Genomic DNA, 16,106 nt, shown 5'->3' with positions numbered 1-16,106 from the left:
GCCCCCCACGAGCCCATCATGAAACGCCTGACTCCCCTGCTGCTCCTGCTCCCGGCGCTCGCCAGCGCCCAGGAGCGAGGCGAACTGGCCTTCAACAAGGCCTGCGCGCAGTGCCACCAGGCACAGACCCCGACGGAGAAGCCCAAGAGCCTGCTTGGCTCCCGTGAGCCCGTCGGGCCCTACATGGATCAGGTGCTCCGCAGACAGAACCTGACGCAGGTACGGACGTGGGTGAGGAGTCCCCACGCGATCAACCCGAAGACCAACTGCGACACACGCCTGCTGCCTCCGGATGACCTGGATGCGCTGACTAGCTTCCTGGCCACCGTGACGGTGCCCGCGGCTCCGCCGCGCCGGATGCTGCTGCGGCAGCAGATGGAGCAACAGGTGGCGGCCCGGGAAGTGCGTGAAAAGGCCGAGGCGGAAGCGAAGGCGAAGTCCCAGCCGAAGAACCAGGGGAAGAAGTGATGCGCACGCTCTTTCAACGAACCCTCACGGCACTGGTGCTGACAGTCGCGACGCCCGCCATGACGGCGTCGCAGCAGCTCTGTCAGGACGACCTGGCCAACGACAAGCAGGGCGACTTCAAGCTGGGCCCGGACGGCCTCACCGTCGCCAACAACACCATCATCCTGCGCGATGACGGCCGCCTCCAGCTCAACACCAACCTCAAGAAGCTGGACTCGGAGAACATCACCTTCCCGTTCGACCAGACCGTCACCATCGACTACGTGTACGAGTCCGCCGGCGCGTCCCACTCGCTCGGCTACATGTACATGGATGACGTGAAGGCCCGCGGCTACGCGGACGCCAACGGCAACCTGGTCGACAAGAACAACAACGGCATCCTCGACCTGCACGAAGCCATCTACAACATGACGCCGGACGACGACACCGTCCTGCCCGTCAAGTACGTGGGCCTGTCGCGGCGCTGCAGCCAGACCTTCACGTCCGGAGGCAAGAAGTACTACGAGCCCGAGCTGGCGCTGCGAGCCAACTGCGCCAAGACCTACGTGGCCAAGCCCGACGTCACGGACGCGCGCCCGGGCCGGGCGGACTCCAGCTTCTACAACATCGCGGTGGACTGGGTGGGCGCGACGATGCCCGTCAAGGGCAACGGCGACCCCTCCAACCTCACGGACGACGACGCGTCCGACAAGGGCCTGTTCCCGCACATCCCCAACCTGCTGGAGCCGGCTGCGCCCGAGAACAACAACCTGGGCCTGGGAAGAATGGTCTTCCTGCTGGTGGATGACGACAGCGACAAGACCGTCCACCGCAACCTGGGCCCCGTCGCGGACGTCATGGACACGTACGACGGCATCCCGGACTACAACGTCTCCCAGTACGACTTCCGCGGCATCAAGCTCCCGCAGCCCCCGCCCTCGGATCCCGAGTACACGAACTACCAGCAGATCAACACGGGAGACCGCCGGGTCAACCTGGGCCTGGTCCAGGGAGGCAAGGAGATCGTCTTCTTCGCCGTCGTGTACTACGACGCCCGCCACAACACGGACAACGACACGGTCGCCCCCTGCCTCAAGCGCAAGCCCTACACGGGTGACCCCGCCGAGGACGGCAAGTGCCTGCTGCACCTGCAGACGTCCATCTCCGTGTTCTTCTCCAAGGCCACCTGGAACCTGGACCAGAACTTCAAGGCGCCCGCGGACAACAAGGTGGCGGAGCGCAACATCGGCTGCAGCTACTCCGAGAGCTGCAACTCCCCGACGGACGCGTCCGCCTGCCTCATCACGGGCACCACGAAGAAGGCCTGCGGCTGGCTGGAGCAGGACACGCTCAACCGCCTGGATACGGTCGCGTACAAGAACCTCAAGATGCCCAAGGAGGGCGTGACCATCATGCGCCCCGGCACGGAGCCGGGGAACCTGAAGCCGGAAGTGGACCGGATGAACTACATGCCCCACGTCATCGTGGGCGCACCCACCACGGACCCCTTCCGGTGGATCCTCGGCTTCGAGGACCTCAACGGCGGCGGTGACCGCGACTTCAACGACATCGTGTTCATGATCAACAAGGAGAACGGCGGTGGCGCCAAGTCCACCACCGTGTCCTCGGACGTCATGAGCGACGTGGGCGACGCGCTGGGCCCGAACTTCACCATCACCAAGGTCCGCTTCCGCCGCCAGGACGACGTCGCGCCCTACGCGACCCCGGGACCCCCTCCCAGCAACATCCGCGCGGGCTGCACGAAGGCTCCTTGCTGGACGGAGGAGATCCCCGGCGCGTGCACGGCCGGCAGCGTGAAGCCCACCATCACCTATTCCATCGCCGTGGACTGCCGCGTGCTGGACGCCAACGGCAAGTACCAGAAGAACGAATCCCCCGGCTGGGTCCCGGTGCCCCTGAACAACACGCCGCCGTACCCCGACCAGGAGGTGGAGATCGACATCCTGGCGCTGGGCCTCACCGGCTCGCAGCTGTGCTGGAAGGTGGACATCAGCAGCCCCAGCGAGCTGTGCCGTCCCATCATCGACGACGTGGACATCGGCTATCAGGCGGTGCGCTCCGGCGCCTACGCGCGCTCCAGCCCCAGCACGCTGGGCAACGTCGCCGTCTGGGGCGTGAACGAGACGCCGGGTCAGAACTGGGGCGTGAACTGGAACGCCGAGGGCAGCCTGCCCGCGGCGGGCATCCGCGGCTATGACGGCGCCAAGGACTTCACCATCCGCGGTCGGATGTACCTCCAGTCGCTCTACGACCCGGAGAAGCCCGATGAGACGGCCCCGAAGCAGCGCTGGGAGGCCGGGCGCGTGATGGCCCTGTCGCTGGCCGCCTCCAACCCGCTCAACCGCAAGCTCTACACGATGAACGACGCGGGGGTTCGCAAGGAGGTCAAGGACGTGGCCGAAGTGGGCGGCACGCTGCTTCCCGCCTCCTACTGCAACACCTACAGCGAGATTGATGGCCGCTATCTGTACGACATGAATCACGACGGCGTCTGCACGGTGACCGCGGCCGCGGATCCAGCCCCCTACAGCGACCGGCAGTTCCTCATCGACTGGCTGTACGGCTACGAGAACCCCAAGGCCTCCGGCACCAACAAGATCCGGCCCTGGCCCATGGGCGGCATCAACCTCTCCACCGTGGCGGTGGCGGTGCCCCCGTACCAGGACAACTGGTACCAGAACGCGAAGGCCGCCGAGCGGACGGACTACCTCAACAACTTCATGAAGCCCCTGGAGACCCGGAGCACCCGGGCCTTCGTGGGCACGATGAGCGGCGTGCTCCACTCCTTCGACACGGGCGACTTCCGCAACGCCCTGAAAGACGGCTGCCGCCCGAACGACCAGTACCGCGGCTACTTCGTGCCGGAGAACTGCCCGGCCCCCTCCACGCCGGCCCAGCGCAAGTACGGCACCGGCAACGAGGCGTTCGCGTACATGCCCAACATGATGCTGAGCCAGTACCGCAACCAGTACGTGCGCTTCCGCAACTCCGGCACGCTCGTGCGGCCCCAGATGGACGCGTCCCCCAGCATCGCCAACGTGGACCTGGGTGACCGGAACGACTGGGCCGACAGCATCAAGTACACCTGGAAGCCGGCGTCGACGGCGGAGAAGCAGAAGGGCGCCAAGACGGTGCTCGTCTCCGCGACGGGCAAGGCCAACCCCGTGGTCTTCTCGCTCGACATCACCGACCCGACCAACTCCTGGTACCCGCTCCCGCTGTGGGAGTTCAGCCTCGCGGACGTGGACGTGACGACCGCGTTCTCCTCCGCGCAGACGGCGGACCCCGCCGTGCTGATGCCGGACAACACCGGCTCGCGGCACGCCCCCTCCATCGCCCGCATCTCCTGGGGCTCCGCGGCTGACAAGGACCGGCGCTGGGCGGCGGTGGTGGGCACCGACTACGAGCCGGCGACCAAGCGCGCGGGCGCGGTGTTCATCCTCGACATGAAGACGGGCAAGCCGATGCAGTACGGCACCGCCAAGAACGCGGGCGTCATCACCTTCGAGCAGGGCTCGGGCATCGCGGCGGAGACCGCGATGCTGGACCTGGACCAGGACGGCTCCTATGACGTCATGTACGTGCCCACCACGGCCGGCAGCGTCTGGCGCGTCAACCTCAAGGACGTGAGCACCAGCCGGAAGCTGGGCAGCCAGGTGAAGAAGTGCATGGTCGCCCACGCGGCGTCCGCGCTGAAGAACAACCCGAACGCCAACCAGACGGAGCTGGAGCTGCAGCAGCTCTACTCCAACATGGCGGTGAAGCTCGTCACCACGGACGCGGGCCCCGCGGTGCGCTTCTTCTTCGGGACGAGCGACAGCCCGGACAAGTACACGGACGGCTACAAGGAGCCGAACCCCAACGGCCCCCCCACGTACCAGTACCACCTGCTGGCGTTCGAGGACACGGACCCCAGCGGGACCAAGGGGTGCGCGGAGCTCAAGCCCCTGTGGGTGGAGAAGCTGGCCCCGGGCCAGAAGCTGTGGGGCGGCGTGGCGCTCAGCTCGAACAGCGTCTATGCCGCGACCGCGGTGGGCCAGGCGGCGGACATCTGCAACCTGGACGCCGACGCGAACGGCAAGTCCTACATGGCCAACCAGCTCTCGGGCACGATGACCTCCACCGAACTGGAGGGCCATGCCATCTCCGCGCCGGTGGTTCACGACGAGCACCTCTTCGTGCTCACCGCGACGGGCAAGATGAAGGTCAAGGGCGGGAAGAAGTGGAACAACAAGGCAGGCGCGAACGGAATGCCCACCTCGCAGATCATGTTGTGGGAGCCGCTGCCCGACGGGAGACTGCCGCAATGAAGCAGCGCGCCTCACGCGGTGTCACCCTGCTGGAAGTCATGGCCACCATGGCCGTCATGCTCGTGGGCGTGGCGGCGGCGATGACCGTGGTGAGCCAGACGACCCGCTCCAACCGCCGCACCCTGACCGCGAACCAGGCGCAGATCATCGCGGAGCAGACCCTGGAGGACATCCTCCAGACAGGCTGCCAGGGCTCCGTGAACTGCAATGTCGTGCAGAGCCGGACCTTCGACGTGTATCAGACGGCGGAGGGGTTCCAGAGGACCGTGCCCCCGGCGGATCCCAAGGTCGTTGCGCGCAGGTACACGGTGGTCATCGACGTGGACAACTCCAGGATCCCCGGCAGCATCGAGGGGGGCATGGCGGGACAGCCGGCCATTACCCGCAACCTGGTGGGAGGCACGCCGGGCACCCTCGTGAACGTGCGCGTGTCCGTGAGCTGGGATGAGGTCGGCGTCCGCGCGGACCGGCAGATGGTGGTTCTCCAGACCCGATTGGCACCATGAAACCATCCTCCATGCACGAACGGGGCTTCACGCTCCTCGAAGTGATGATCGCCAGCTCCCTGGGGGTCGTCGTGATCGCCACGGGTCTGGTGGTGGGCACCCAGATGCAGAAGCGCGCCCTGTTCGAGGAACAGACGATGACCGCGCAGGTCACGGGGCGGGCCGTGAAGGAGATGCTCACCATGGACCTGTCCCGCGCGGGGATGGGCATGGGCAACACGCACATCTCCTTCAAGGACGATGACGTTCGCTCGGCCATCACCGTGTGGCGCAAGCCGGACCTGAAGACGGGGGCCGGGACCACGCTGGGCGCGGATCCGACCTTCGAGCCCCCGCCCGCCGGGTTTCCGGTCTCGGACGCCCTCCAGCTCTACTGGGGGGATACGAATGGCATGGTGACCCTGGCGGAGTGTGACGGGACGAGCGTCCGCGACACCGCCAACACCACCCGCTTCTGCGCGAAGCCGCAGGCCTCCACGGCCATGGTCACCCCCACGGGCCCGGCCACCGCCATCCTGGTCAGCGGCGGGAACAAGCTCGCATGCCCCGTCAGCATCATCGGCATCAACCCCGGGGCGGCAGGCACTCTTTCCTCCATCACCGTCAACAACGGCGGGGCGAACGCGCCGTCCCCGACGTGCAACAACGCCGCTCAGTGGCAGAAGGCCGCGGGAACCGTGGAGAACTGGCTGGCCCTGCGCTTGGGCGGCGCGGCCTACCGGGTGAACTGGAGGGGGGGCATTCCCACGCTGGAGGTCCGGGCGCCGAGCGATGCGAACTGGTCCGTGTTGAGCCGCGACGTGGAGCAGCTGACCGTGCGCGAAGGGGTCGTCAACCTCGGCAGCGACCAGAACGTGCTGAATTGGTACCCCGGCGTCAACGCTGGCGTGACCTTTCCGGCCATCTCCGAGTGTGACAAGGCGATGTACGACCTCGGTAACTTCTGCAGGACGGACGTGTTGTCGCCCACGGGGGCTCCCCTCCCGGCCGTGTCCACGTACCCCGACGTGAAGGCGGAGATCATCCGGCGCCTGCGGCAGCGGGTGCGCGAGCTGGAGGTGACCCTGGTCATCCGCACCCGCCGAACCAACCGGGACGCGGACATGTCAGGGCAGGATGAGGAGGGCCTCGCGAAGGACGGCTACACACGGCGTCGCTACACCTTCATTGTCACGGCGCGCAACATGACGGTGGGCCTGAGTCGGCCGCCAGCGGATCCGGCGGGAGGGACGTGATGAAGCGCACCCGTGGCATGACGCTGTTGGAGATGATGACCGCCGTGGCGGTGGTGGGCATCATGGTCTCCCTGGCGGTGGTGGGGATGCAGGGCCGCATTGGCGGGCAGCGAGAGACCTCCGCCACGCGCGAGCTGTGGTCGTCCTCGATGCGTGCACGCCAGCTGGCCATCAGCACCAACCAGCCGGTGCGCTTCGTCGTGGAGAACAACATCCTCCAGCCGGACGGAGCACAGCACACCGTGGCCCGCTGGGAGCGTCTGAGGTGCGGAGACGACCTCAGCGCCCCGGATAATGACTGGGGCGTGGATAGGTGCCCCAGCGCGGCCTGCGTGAACAAGACGTGCCGCACCACGCCCGCGTGCTGCAGTGAGACGGGACCGGACATCATCATCCCGCCCACCATGAGCGCCACGGACATGAACGGCCTCTGCTTCCTGCCGGGCTCCGGCCGGCCGGCGTTCAACAAGATGGACTGCCTGCGGGGCTCGCTCGGCCAGCCCGCGGTCGTGGCGGCGGCGGCCCCCGCGGACAACTCCATCCTCTTCCGGTTCACCTCGAACCGCGCCAAGAGCGTGCTGATGGTGGAGCCGCTGACGGGCCTGTCCAATGTGCTGGACTGCGACTCGCTGGCCGCGACCACCACCGACGCCAGCCGGAAGGACACGCGGCTGGCGCAGGCCTGCACGAAGCCCTGATGTCCAGACGCGAACGCCCGTGGGCCTCCCTGGCCCCGGGCGCGCGTGAGTCTCCCCGCCCAGCGAGCGTCCCGTTGTTCCGGAACACCCGACAGGGCCCGCATCCGGCGTTGCTTTGAGACAGGGCGCACCCTAATTAGCCGAGGGCCCCACCCGGGCCCTCGAATGGATACCTCTTCTCCCCCGAAGTCCTCCGGCGCGTCCTGGCCGGGCAGTCCCCCTTCCTCCCCGGGTGATGTCCTCGCCCGGCTGCTGGCCTCGCTGCGCGCCGGGCATCGCACGCGGACGCAAGGCGTGAAGGGCGCGGCGCGCGGGCATCTGCTCGCCCGCCTGCACCGCGAGCTTCGCGTGCCCCTGGTGTGCGTGGCCGCGGATGAGGAGGCGGCGGACGCGCTCGCGCACGACCTGGCCTTCTTCCTGGGCGGCACCGGCAGCCTGCTGGAGCCCCGGGTGCTGCGCCTGCCCGCGGACGAGGTGCTGCCCTACGATGAGCTGTCGCCCGAAGCGGGCCCCATCACCGAGCGGCTGGGCGCGCTGTTCCACCTGGCGCGCGGCACGCCGTTCCCCGCGCTGGTGCTGTCCCTGCGCGCGCTGCACCGCCGCGTGCTGCCGCTGGCGGTGATGGAGGGACTGGCCCAGCGCGTGGAGGTGGGCCAGGACTTCGACCGCGACTCGCTGGCGCGGAAGCTTTCGCTGATGGGCTACCAGAACAGCCCGCTGGTGGAGGACAAGGGCACCTTCAGCGTGCGCGGCGGCCTCCTGGACGTCTTCAGTCCACTGTACGAGCGGCCGGTGCGCCTGGAGTTCTTCGGGGACACCATCGAATCCATCCGCGTCTTCGACCCGGAGTCCCAGCGCACGGTGGACGCGCTCAAGTCCGTGGACCTGGTGCCCGCGCGCGAGCTGCTGCTCACCGACGACACGCGCCCGCGCGCCGAGGCCGCCGCCCGCGCGGTGGCCGACCGCATCAACCTGCCCACCATCAAGCTGCGCGAGCGGCTGGACGCGCTGCGCGAGGGCCTGCCCGGCTTCGGCCTGGAGGGCCTGCTGCCCGGCTTCTTCGACGGCGGACTGGCCACGGTGTTCGACTACCTGCGCGCGTGGGCCCCGGAGCCCGTCGTCTACCTGGATGATCCGGTGGCCCTGGACCGCGCCCAGGACGAGCTGTGGGCGGAGCTGGCGAAGGGCGTGGAGGAGGCGGACGCGCGGCAGGACCTCACCTATCCGCCGGAGCACCACTTCCTCACGCGCGAGGGCGTGGCCGCGAAGCTCCAGGCCCTGCGCGTGGTGGAGGGCGGGGGGCTGTCGCTCACGCAGTCGGAAGTGCCCGTGGCCTTCAACTTCGGCACGACGCAGGACCTGCGCGAGGCCATCCTCGCGCACCACGGCGAGGAGGGCGCCCTCACCCCGCTGGTGGAGCGGCTCCAGCGCTGGCGCGACACGGGCGTGGCGTGCGCGGTGGCGTGCGGGACGCTCAGTCAGGCGGACCGCCTCAAGCGGCTGCTCCTGGACCGGTCGGTGATGGTGAAGGTCCACACCGAACCCATGCAGGACGCCGCGAAGCTCTACGAGCCCGCGGTGTGGGCGCACCTGTTCACCGGCGAGGTGAGCCAGGGCTTCGTCGACCCCGAGGGGCGGCTCGCGGTGCTGGCGGACGAGGAGATCTTCGGCGTCCGCTCGCGCCGCCGCGTCAAGCGCAGCAAGAAGCTGGACGCGTTCGCCGCGGGCTTCAAGGACCTGAAGGAAGGCGACCTCATCGTCCACACCGACTTCGGCATCGGGCGCTACGCGGGCCTGACGAAGATGGAGGTGCAGGGCGTGCCCGGGGACTTCCTCGTCCTGGAGTACGCGGGGCGGGACAAGATCTACCTGCCGGTGGGCCGCATGCGGCTCATCCAGAAGTTCACCGGCGGGGACCCGGAGAAGGTCCAGCTGGACAAGCTGGGCACGACGAGCTGGGAGAAGACGAAGAAGCGCGTCAAGGAGCAGCTGCTCAAGATGGCGGCGGAGCTGTTGCAGATGGCCGCCGCGCGCAAGGCGCACCCCGGCTATGCGTTCCAGCCGCCGGACCGCTACTTCGCCCAGTTCGAGGCGGACTTCGAGTTCGAGGAGACGCCGGACCAGGCGAAGGCCATCGAGGACGTGCTCGCGGACATGCAGAAGGCGCAGCCGATGGACCGGCTCGTCTGCGGCGACGTGGGCTACGGCAAGACGGAGGTGGCGATGCGCGCCGCCTTCAAGGCCACGCTGGACCGCAAGCAGGTGGCGGTGCTGGTGCCCACCACGGTGCTGGCGCAGCAGCACTTCCATTCCTTCAAGAAGCGCTTCAAGGACTACCCCGTCACGGTGGAGGTCATCTCCGGCATCCGCAAGCCCCCGGAGATCCGCGACATCCTCCGGCGCGCCAAGGAGGGCAAGGTCGACATCGTCATCGGCACGCACAAGCTGCTGGCGGGCGAGGTGGCCTTCCGGGACCTGGGGCTGCTGGTGGTGGACGAGGAGCAGCGCTTCGGCGTGAAGCAGAAGGAGGCGCTCAAGCGGCTGCGCACGCAGGTGGACGTGCTGACGCTGACGGCGACGCCCATCCCCCGCACGCTGCACATGAGCATGTCCGGCGTGCGCGACATGAGCATCATCGCCACGCCGCCGCAGGACCGCCGGGCCATCCGCACCTTCGTGATGAAGTACGACGAGGCCGTCATCAAGGAGGCCGTGGAGCGGGAGATCGCCCGGGGAGGCCAGGTCTTCTTCGTGCACAACCGCGTGGAGTCCCTGCCCTCCATGGAGCAGGAGCTCAAGAAGCTGCTGCCCCAGGTCTCCATCGGGGTGGCGCACGGCCAGATGGGCGAGGGTCAGCTGGAGAAGGTGATGCTCCAGTTCACGGAGCACAAGTTCCAGGTGCTGCTGTGCACCAGCATCATCGAGAGCGGCATCGACATCTCCAGCGCCAACACGATGATCGTCAACCGCGCGGACCAGTTCGGCCTCGCGCAGCTCTACCAGCTGCGCGGGCGCGTGGGCCGCAGCAAGGAGCGCGCGTACGCGTACCTGCTGGTGCCCACCCGCCGTCCGGTGACGAAGGACGCGCAGCGGCGGCTGGAGGTGCTCCAGAACTTCACGGAGCTGGGCGCGGGCTTCTCCATCGCCAGCCATGACCTGGAGATTCGCGGCGCGGGCAACCTGCTGGGCGAGAAGCAGTCGGGCGCCATCGCGGAGATCGGCTTCGACCTGTATGCGCAGCTGATGGAAGAGGCCGTGGCGGAGCTGCAGGGCATGCCCCCCAAGGTGCATGTGGAGCCGGACATCAACCTGCCCATGCCGGCGCTCATCCCCGACGACTACGTGGCGGACGTGCACCAGCGGCTGGTGTTCTACAAGCGCTTCAGTCAGGCCAGCCACCCCGACGAGGTGACGGACCTGCGCGCGGAGCTGGTGGACCGCTACGGCGAGGCCCCCGACGAGGTGGATGCCCTCTCCGAGGTGACGCTGCTGAAGATCGACATGCGCGAGCTGCGCCTGCGCGCGCTGGAGGCGGGCCCCGCCCGGTTGTCCCTGGCGCTGGGCGGCGACGCGCTGCTGGACGGCGCGAAGGTGGCGGGGCTGGTGCAGCGCTCCAAGGGCTTCTACCGGCTGACACCGGACATGAAGCTCATCGCCCGGGTCCCCCCGGAGGTGAAGGGGCATGCGCTGCTGGCGGAGGCGCACAAGATGCTGCGGGACCTGGGCACCTGCGCGCTGCCCCGACACTGAGGACGCCGCCGGGAAGGAGCGTCCAGCCCGGATTGGGTTAGGCTGGACGCCGCATGGCGATAGAGAAGGCGCTGCTGCTCATCGCGGATATCGGTGGCTACACCCGCTTCATGCGGCAGCATCGCTTCGGCCTCGCGCACGCGCAGGACACGGTGGCGCGGCTGCTCGAGGCCGTCATCGACGCCTCCGGCCGCTTCAAGCTCGCCAAGCTGGAGGGCGACGCGGCCTTCTTCTACGCCGTGAGCGACGACGCCACGCCGGTCGCGCGGCAGGTGGCGGACATCCGCCGCGCCTTCCTCGCCCGCCGGGAAGAGCTCGTCGTCGACCGCATGTGCCAGTGCGACGGGTGCATGCAGGTGGGCGCCCTGACGCTCAAGTTCGTGGCCCACGCCGGGGAGGTGGCCTTCCAGAAGGTGAAGCACCTCACGGAGCTGGCGGGCGTGGACGTCATCCTGGTGCACCGGATGCTGAAGAACGACGTGCCCGTGTCCGAGTACGTCCTGATGACCGACACGGTCCACGAGCAGTTGGACCCGGCGCTGCGCCAGCTCAGCCTGAGCCTCGAGCACGACTTCGAGGGCATGGGCCGCACGGCGACGCACTACATCGACCTGGGCACGCTCGTCGACACCGTGCCCGCGCCGGCTCCGAACCTGCTGCGCAAGCTGTGGCGCAAGCTGACGCTGGAGCTGCGCTCCCTGAAGTACGTGCTCGGCTTCAAGGAGGCCTGCCAGGGCTTCCGCAACGTCGAGATCGTCGACGCGAAGCAGCCCTGACGCCCTGCCTCAGCGGCCCGCGCAGAAGCGGGCCACGGCTTGCGTCAGCGCGGCCTCGCAGCGGACCAGGTCCTCCATGGGGACGAACTCCCCCGTCTGGTGCGCGACGCGGATGTCTCCCGGGCCGAACACCACGGCCTCCGCGCCCAGCTCCGTCAGCTGGGGGGCCTCCGTGCCGAAGGACACCGTTTCGGAGGCGTTGCCGCTCACCTCCTCCAGGAAGCGCACCACGTCCGCGTCGCCGCGCGTGTGGACGCCGCGGTCCATGCGCAGCACGTTGATGCGCGCCTCGTAGGCGGGTTCGTCACGCACGAGCTCCTGCCGGATGTGCTCCATCAGCTCCGGGACGCGCTCGGCGGCCTGACCGGGGATGGGGCGCCATTCGACGGTGAAGCGGCAGGAGCCCGGCAGGACATTCTTCGCCTTGCCGCCCTGGATGAGGCCCACGTTCACGGTGGTGAAAGGCGGCTGGAAGCCCTCGTCGCGGTCCTCGCGCAGCACGGTGTTCGCCAGCGTCTCCAGCCGGTGCAGGAAGCGGCCGGCCCGGAAGATGGCGGACGCGCCCAGCTCCGGGTACGCGCTGTGCCCCTCCTTGCCCAGCACCTCCACCTCCGCCAGGCAGTAGCCCTTGTTGGCGCGCACGGGGATGAGGCGCGTGGGCTCGCCGACGATGGCGTGCTTCGCGCGGCCCAGGCCCGCGGACACCAGCTTCTTCGCGCCCACCAGGCCCACCTCTTCATCCGCGGTGAGGATGACCAGGAGGGGGGCCTGCAGTGCCGGCAGGTCCTTGCGCGTGGCCGTGTGCAACGCGCAGGCGATGAAGCCCTTGGTGTCGCACGCGCCGCGGCCATACAGCTTGCCGTCGCGCTCGGTGAGGCGCAGCGCGTCCTTCCAGGCCGCGTCGTAGGGGACGCAGTCGGAGTGGCCCACCAGCGCCAGGGCGGCGCGGTCGGCGTCGCCCTTGCGCGCCACCAGGTTCACCTTCGCCACGCCCGCGTCGTCGGTGTAGTGCTGACGCTCGGCGGTGAAGCCCGCGGCCTCCAGCCGCGCCTGGGCGTAGTCGATGAGGGGCGCGTTGGGGCGCGAGGACGTGGTGTCCAACGCCACCAGTTCCGCCAGGGTGGCCCGCAGCGCGGGCAGCGTGTCGCTCATGGGACGGCCTCCAGTCAGGCCATCTCCATGCCACTGCCCGCGTCGCGACGCCAGCGCGGGAGCGCCCTCAGCGTCGCGCGGAGGCCACCCCACCCTCCTCCAGGACCGCCGGGAACACGGAGTTGTCATCCGCCCCAGGCCGCCCCAGCCCCTTGAGGATGGCGGGCGCGGAGGCCGTCACGTGCCCCACGTAGAACACCCCGTGGTACCCCTCCTTGTTGGCTGAATCCCAGACGTGCACGAAGAAGCGGTCCCCATTGTCCTTCCCCTTCGCCTCCTTCACCCCGCACTCCAGCTTCCCGCCCTTCTCTTCCGCCGCGCAGATCCACGCCGTGCCGCTGTCGTACGCCATGTCCAACGACTTCACGTCCGACAGCTGCGCCTTCAGCAGGTGCCCCATGGGCCGGAACTGCTTGTCCCACAGCAGTCCCTTCGCCGTGCGCGGATGGATGTTGCCGCTCACCACCAGGTGGAATCGCTCCGGCGTCGCCTTCACCTGCGCCAGCACCGTCTGCGTGAGCGCGTCCTCTCGCTTCTGGCCCGACAGCTTCGGGTGGTCATAGACGAACACTTCCACGTCCAGCCCCTGCACCCTCAACTGCCGCAGTTGCTCCAGCATGTTCGCCACCGCCTCGCTGCCTCGCCCGTCCGGGTACGGGCTGCGCCAGAAGGGCGCCTCCATCAGCTTGAGCCAGTCCACCTCTCCTCCCTGGCTTTGGATGAAGGTCGTGATTCGCGCCTCGTTCTCCACCGGCAGCTCCAGCCCCACCGTCACCGGCATCCCTGACGTGACGAGCTGACACACCGCCTGCGCGATGAATCGCGGTACCTCCTGTGTCCCGTGCAGCTCCCCCAGCAGCAGCACTCCTCCCGCCTTCGCCTGCTTCTTCAGTCCGAGGATGGACTGGCCGCACTCGGTGAACGCTGGCGTCTCCTTCGCGTCCGCCGCTCGCGCCACCTGCTGCTCCGCGCTCACCTGCTGCTTCTTCGCCAGCTTCGGGGCGATGCCTCGGAAGACCCGCCACTCCATCGTCAGGTCTCGCGTCCCCTGCCCCGAGTCCACGTAGAAGCCATTCTCTCCACGGGGGAAGGAAAACCGGTCCTCGTTGTCCTCCGCGCTGAGAGGGAAATCGTCGCCGCCACCGGGCCCAAGCACTCGGGACACGCCCCAATCCACCTCCCTGCCAGGCTGGGCCAGCGTCTTGTTCACCGTCTTGGTGATGCGGATGATCCACAGCTTGCTCTTCGTCGGCGTCTCGCGCTTGCCGATGACCATGTACCGGTGCCAGTAGCCAGCGATCTTCGAGCCGCCGAACTCCTGCTTCCAATCCGTCTCCAACACCAGGCTGCCCCGGTCCTCACGGTAGGGCAGGTGCGCGTCCGTGAAGTACTCGCGCACCGCGGGCCACATCTCCTCCAACGGCGCGTCGTAGATGGCTTCGTAGTCCGGCGTCTCCAGGTCCTGCCGCCCGGCGCAGCCCACCGCCAGCAACAGCGCCACCATTCCCATCAGCCATGTCGAACGCATCTCCCGACTCCTTCATCCGGTTTCGTGATGACAGGGAAACGCGAGGACACCCTTGACGTATCGCGAGCGCATCCGCCCGCAATGCGAAGGGCCGCGCGCGTCCCCCTCTCGGATGACTCGCACGGCCCCTGTCCTCCACTTCAATCCGTTACAAGCTGGACGTGGGCTCCTGCTCGGGTGCCACCTCCGGATTCCCCAGCGCCTTGAGGACGGCGGGCTCCGACGCCGTCACGTGCCCCACGTAGAACACCCCGTGGTACCCCTCCTTGTTGGCTGAATCCCAGACGTGCACGAAGAAGCGGTCCCCATTGTCCTTCCCCTTCGCCTCCTTCACCCCGCACTCCAGCTTCCCGCCCTTCTCTTCCGCCGCGCAGATCCACGCCGTGCCGCTGTCATACGCCATGTCCAACGACTTCACGTCCGACAGCTGCGCCTTCAGCAAGTGCCCCATGGGCCGGTACTGCTTGTCCCACGGCAGCCCCTTCGCCGTGCGCGGATGGACGTTGCCGCTCACCACCAGGTGGAACCGCTCCGGCGTCGCCTTCACCTGCGCCAGCACCGTCTGCGTGAGCGCGTCCTCCCGCTTCTGGCCCGACAGCTTCGGGTGGTCATAGACGAACACCGCCACGTCCAACCCCTGCGCCCTCAACTGCCTCAGCTGCTCCAGCATGTTCGCCACCGCTTCGCTGCCTCGCCCGTCCGGGTACGGGCTGCGCCAGAAGGGCGCCTCCATCAGCTTGAGCCAGTCCACCTCTTCTCCCTGGCTCCGCAGGAAGGTGGTGATTCGCTCCTCGTTCTCCACCGGCAACTCCAGCCCCACCGTCACCGGCATCCCTGACGTGACGAGCTGGCACACCGCCTGCGCGATGAACCGCGGCACCTCCCGCGTCCCGTGCAGCTCTCCCAGCAGCAGCACCCCGCCCACCTTCGCCTGCTTCTTCAGTCCCAGGATGGACTGCCCGCACTCGGTGAACGCTGGCGTCTCCTTCGCATCCGGTGCTCGCGCCACCTGCTGCTCCGCGCTCACCTGCTGCTTCTTCGCCAGCTTCGGCGCGACGCCTCGGAAGACCCGCCACTCCATCGTCAGGTCTCGCGTCCCCTGCCCCGAGTCCACGTAGAAGGCGTTCTCCCCCACGGGGAAGGCCAGCCGGTCCTCGTCATCCTCGATGGAGACGCCGTACGCGCCGCTCGCGGTCGAGGACGGATCCCCCGGGGCTCCGGTGTCTCGCGTGGAAGGGTCGCCGCCAAGCCCACGGCCGACGCCCCAGTCCAGTTGCCGTCCGGGCAAAGCCAGCGCCTTGTTCACCGTCTTGGTGATGCGGATGATCAACAACTTGCTCTTGGTCGGCGTCTCGCGCTTGCCGACGACCATGTACCGGTGCCAGTAGCCAGCGATCTTCGAGCCACCGAACTCCTGCTTCCAATCCGTCTCCAACACCAGACTGCCCCGGTCCTGACGGTAGGGCAGGTGCGCGTCCGTGAAGTACTCCCGCACCGCGGGCCACATCTCCTCCAGCGGCGCGTCGTAGATGGCTTCGTAGTCGGGCGTCTCCAGGTCCTGCCGCCCGGCGCAGCCCACCGCCAGCCCCATCAGCACCACGAGCGACAGCCACTGTCCTGAACGCATCCACATCCTCCTGCGGAAGCCTACATCCTGGCCTTCAACGCCTCGGGCGGTCCTCC

Annotated in this window: 10 protein-coding genes; 7 read left to right on the top strand and 3 right to left on the bottom strand. The window is 68.4% G+C overall.

Annotated elements, in window-relative coordinates; all coding sequences use genetic code 11:
- Window positions 1-18: 18 nt before the first annotated feature.
- The 7 genes from GTY96_RS00660 (at window position 19) to GTY96_RS00630 (ending at window position 11,743) form a co-directional block, all read left to right on the top strand.
- Complete coding sequence (locus tag GTY96_RS00660; RefSeq protein ID WP_143897490.1) at window positions 19-468, top strand: c-type cytochrome; 450 nt, start codon at window positions 19-21, stop codon at window positions 466-468.
- A complete protein-coding gene (locus GTY96_RS00655; protein WP_161663602.1) occupies window positions 468-4,778 on the top strand; it encodes a DUF4114 domain-containing protein in 4,311 nt (1,436 codons plus the stop codon). The genes GTY96_RS00660 and GTY96_RS00655 overlap by 1 nt, the downstream gene beginning before the upstream one ends.
- The gene (locus tag GTY96_RS00650) at window positions 4,775-5,284 is read left to right on the top strand and encodes a type IV pilus modification PilV family protein (protein WP_143897486.1); all 510 of its coding nucleotides are present in this window, start codon (window positions 4,775-4,777) and stop codon (window positions 5,282-5,284) included. Before GTY96_RS00655 ends, GTY96_RS00650 begins: the two co-directional genes overlap by 4 nt.
- Window positions 5,281-6,519, top strand: coding sequence for a PilW family protein (locus GTY96_RS00645; protein WP_161663601.1), 1,239 nt, complete (start codon window positions 5,281-5,283; stop codon window positions 6,517-6,519). The genes GTY96_RS00650 and GTY96_RS00645 overlap by 4 nt, the downstream gene beginning before the upstream one ends.
- Window positions 6,519-7,217, top strand: coding sequence for a pilus assembly FimT family protein (locus GTY96_RS00640; RefSeq protein WP_161663600.1), 699 nt, complete (start codon window positions 6,519-6,521; stop codon window positions 7,215-7,217). Before GTY96_RS00645 ends, GTY96_RS00640 begins: the two co-directional genes overlap by 1 nt.
- Before the next feature lie 165 nt (window positions 7,218-7,382).
- Window positions 7,383-10,967 carry a transcription-repair coupling factor gene (gene mfd, locus GTY96_RS00635; RefSeq protein WP_161663599.1) on the top strand — a complete coding sequence of 1,195 codons (3,585 nt, stop codon included), beginning with the start codon at window positions 7,383-7,385 and terminating at the stop codon, window positions 10,965-10,967.
- 53 nt (window positions 10,968-11,020) lie between these two features.
- Window positions 11,021-11,743: a DUF2652 domain-containing protein gene (locus GTY96_RS00630; protein WP_161663598.1), complete on the top strand. Its 723-nt coding sequence runs from the start codon at window positions 11,021-11,023 to the stop codon at window positions 11,741-11,743.
- A gap of 9 nt (window positions 11,744-11,752) precedes the next feature.
- Here GTY96_RS00630 and argE read toward each other — a convergent pair whose 3' ends face one another.
- From argE to GTY96_RS00615, 3 genes are all read right to left on the bottom strand, one after another.
- Window positions 11,753-12,895, bottom strand: coding sequence for an acetylornithine deacetylase (gene argE / locus GTY96_RS00625; RefSeq protein ID WP_161663597.1), 1,143 nt, complete (start codon window positions 12,893-12,895; stop codon window positions 11,753-11,755).
- Between the two features lie 67 nt (window positions 12,896-12,962).
- Window positions 12,963-14,423 (bottom strand): hypothetical protein, encoded by a 1,461-nt coding sequence (locus GTY96_RS00620; protein ID WP_161663596.1) that lies wholly within the window; start codon window positions 14,421-14,423, stop codon window positions 12,963-12,965.
- Between the two features lie 148 nt (window positions 14,424-14,571).
- Entirely contained in the window at window positions 14,572-16,050 is a 1,479-nt protein-coding gene (locus GTY96_RS00615) for a hypothetical protein (protein WP_161663595.1), read from the bottom strand.
- Between the last annotated feature and the right edge of the window lie 56 nt (window positions 16,051-16,106).

Origin of the sequence: Corallococcus silvisoli, assembly GCF_009909145.1 — a bacterium.
GTDB classification, from domain to species: Bacteria; Myxococcota; Myxococcia; order Myxococcales; family Myxococcaceae; genus Corallococcus; species Corallococcus silvisoli.
Note: the sequence above shows the minus strand (reverse complement) of the source record. Positions and strands in the feature narration are given on the sequence as shown.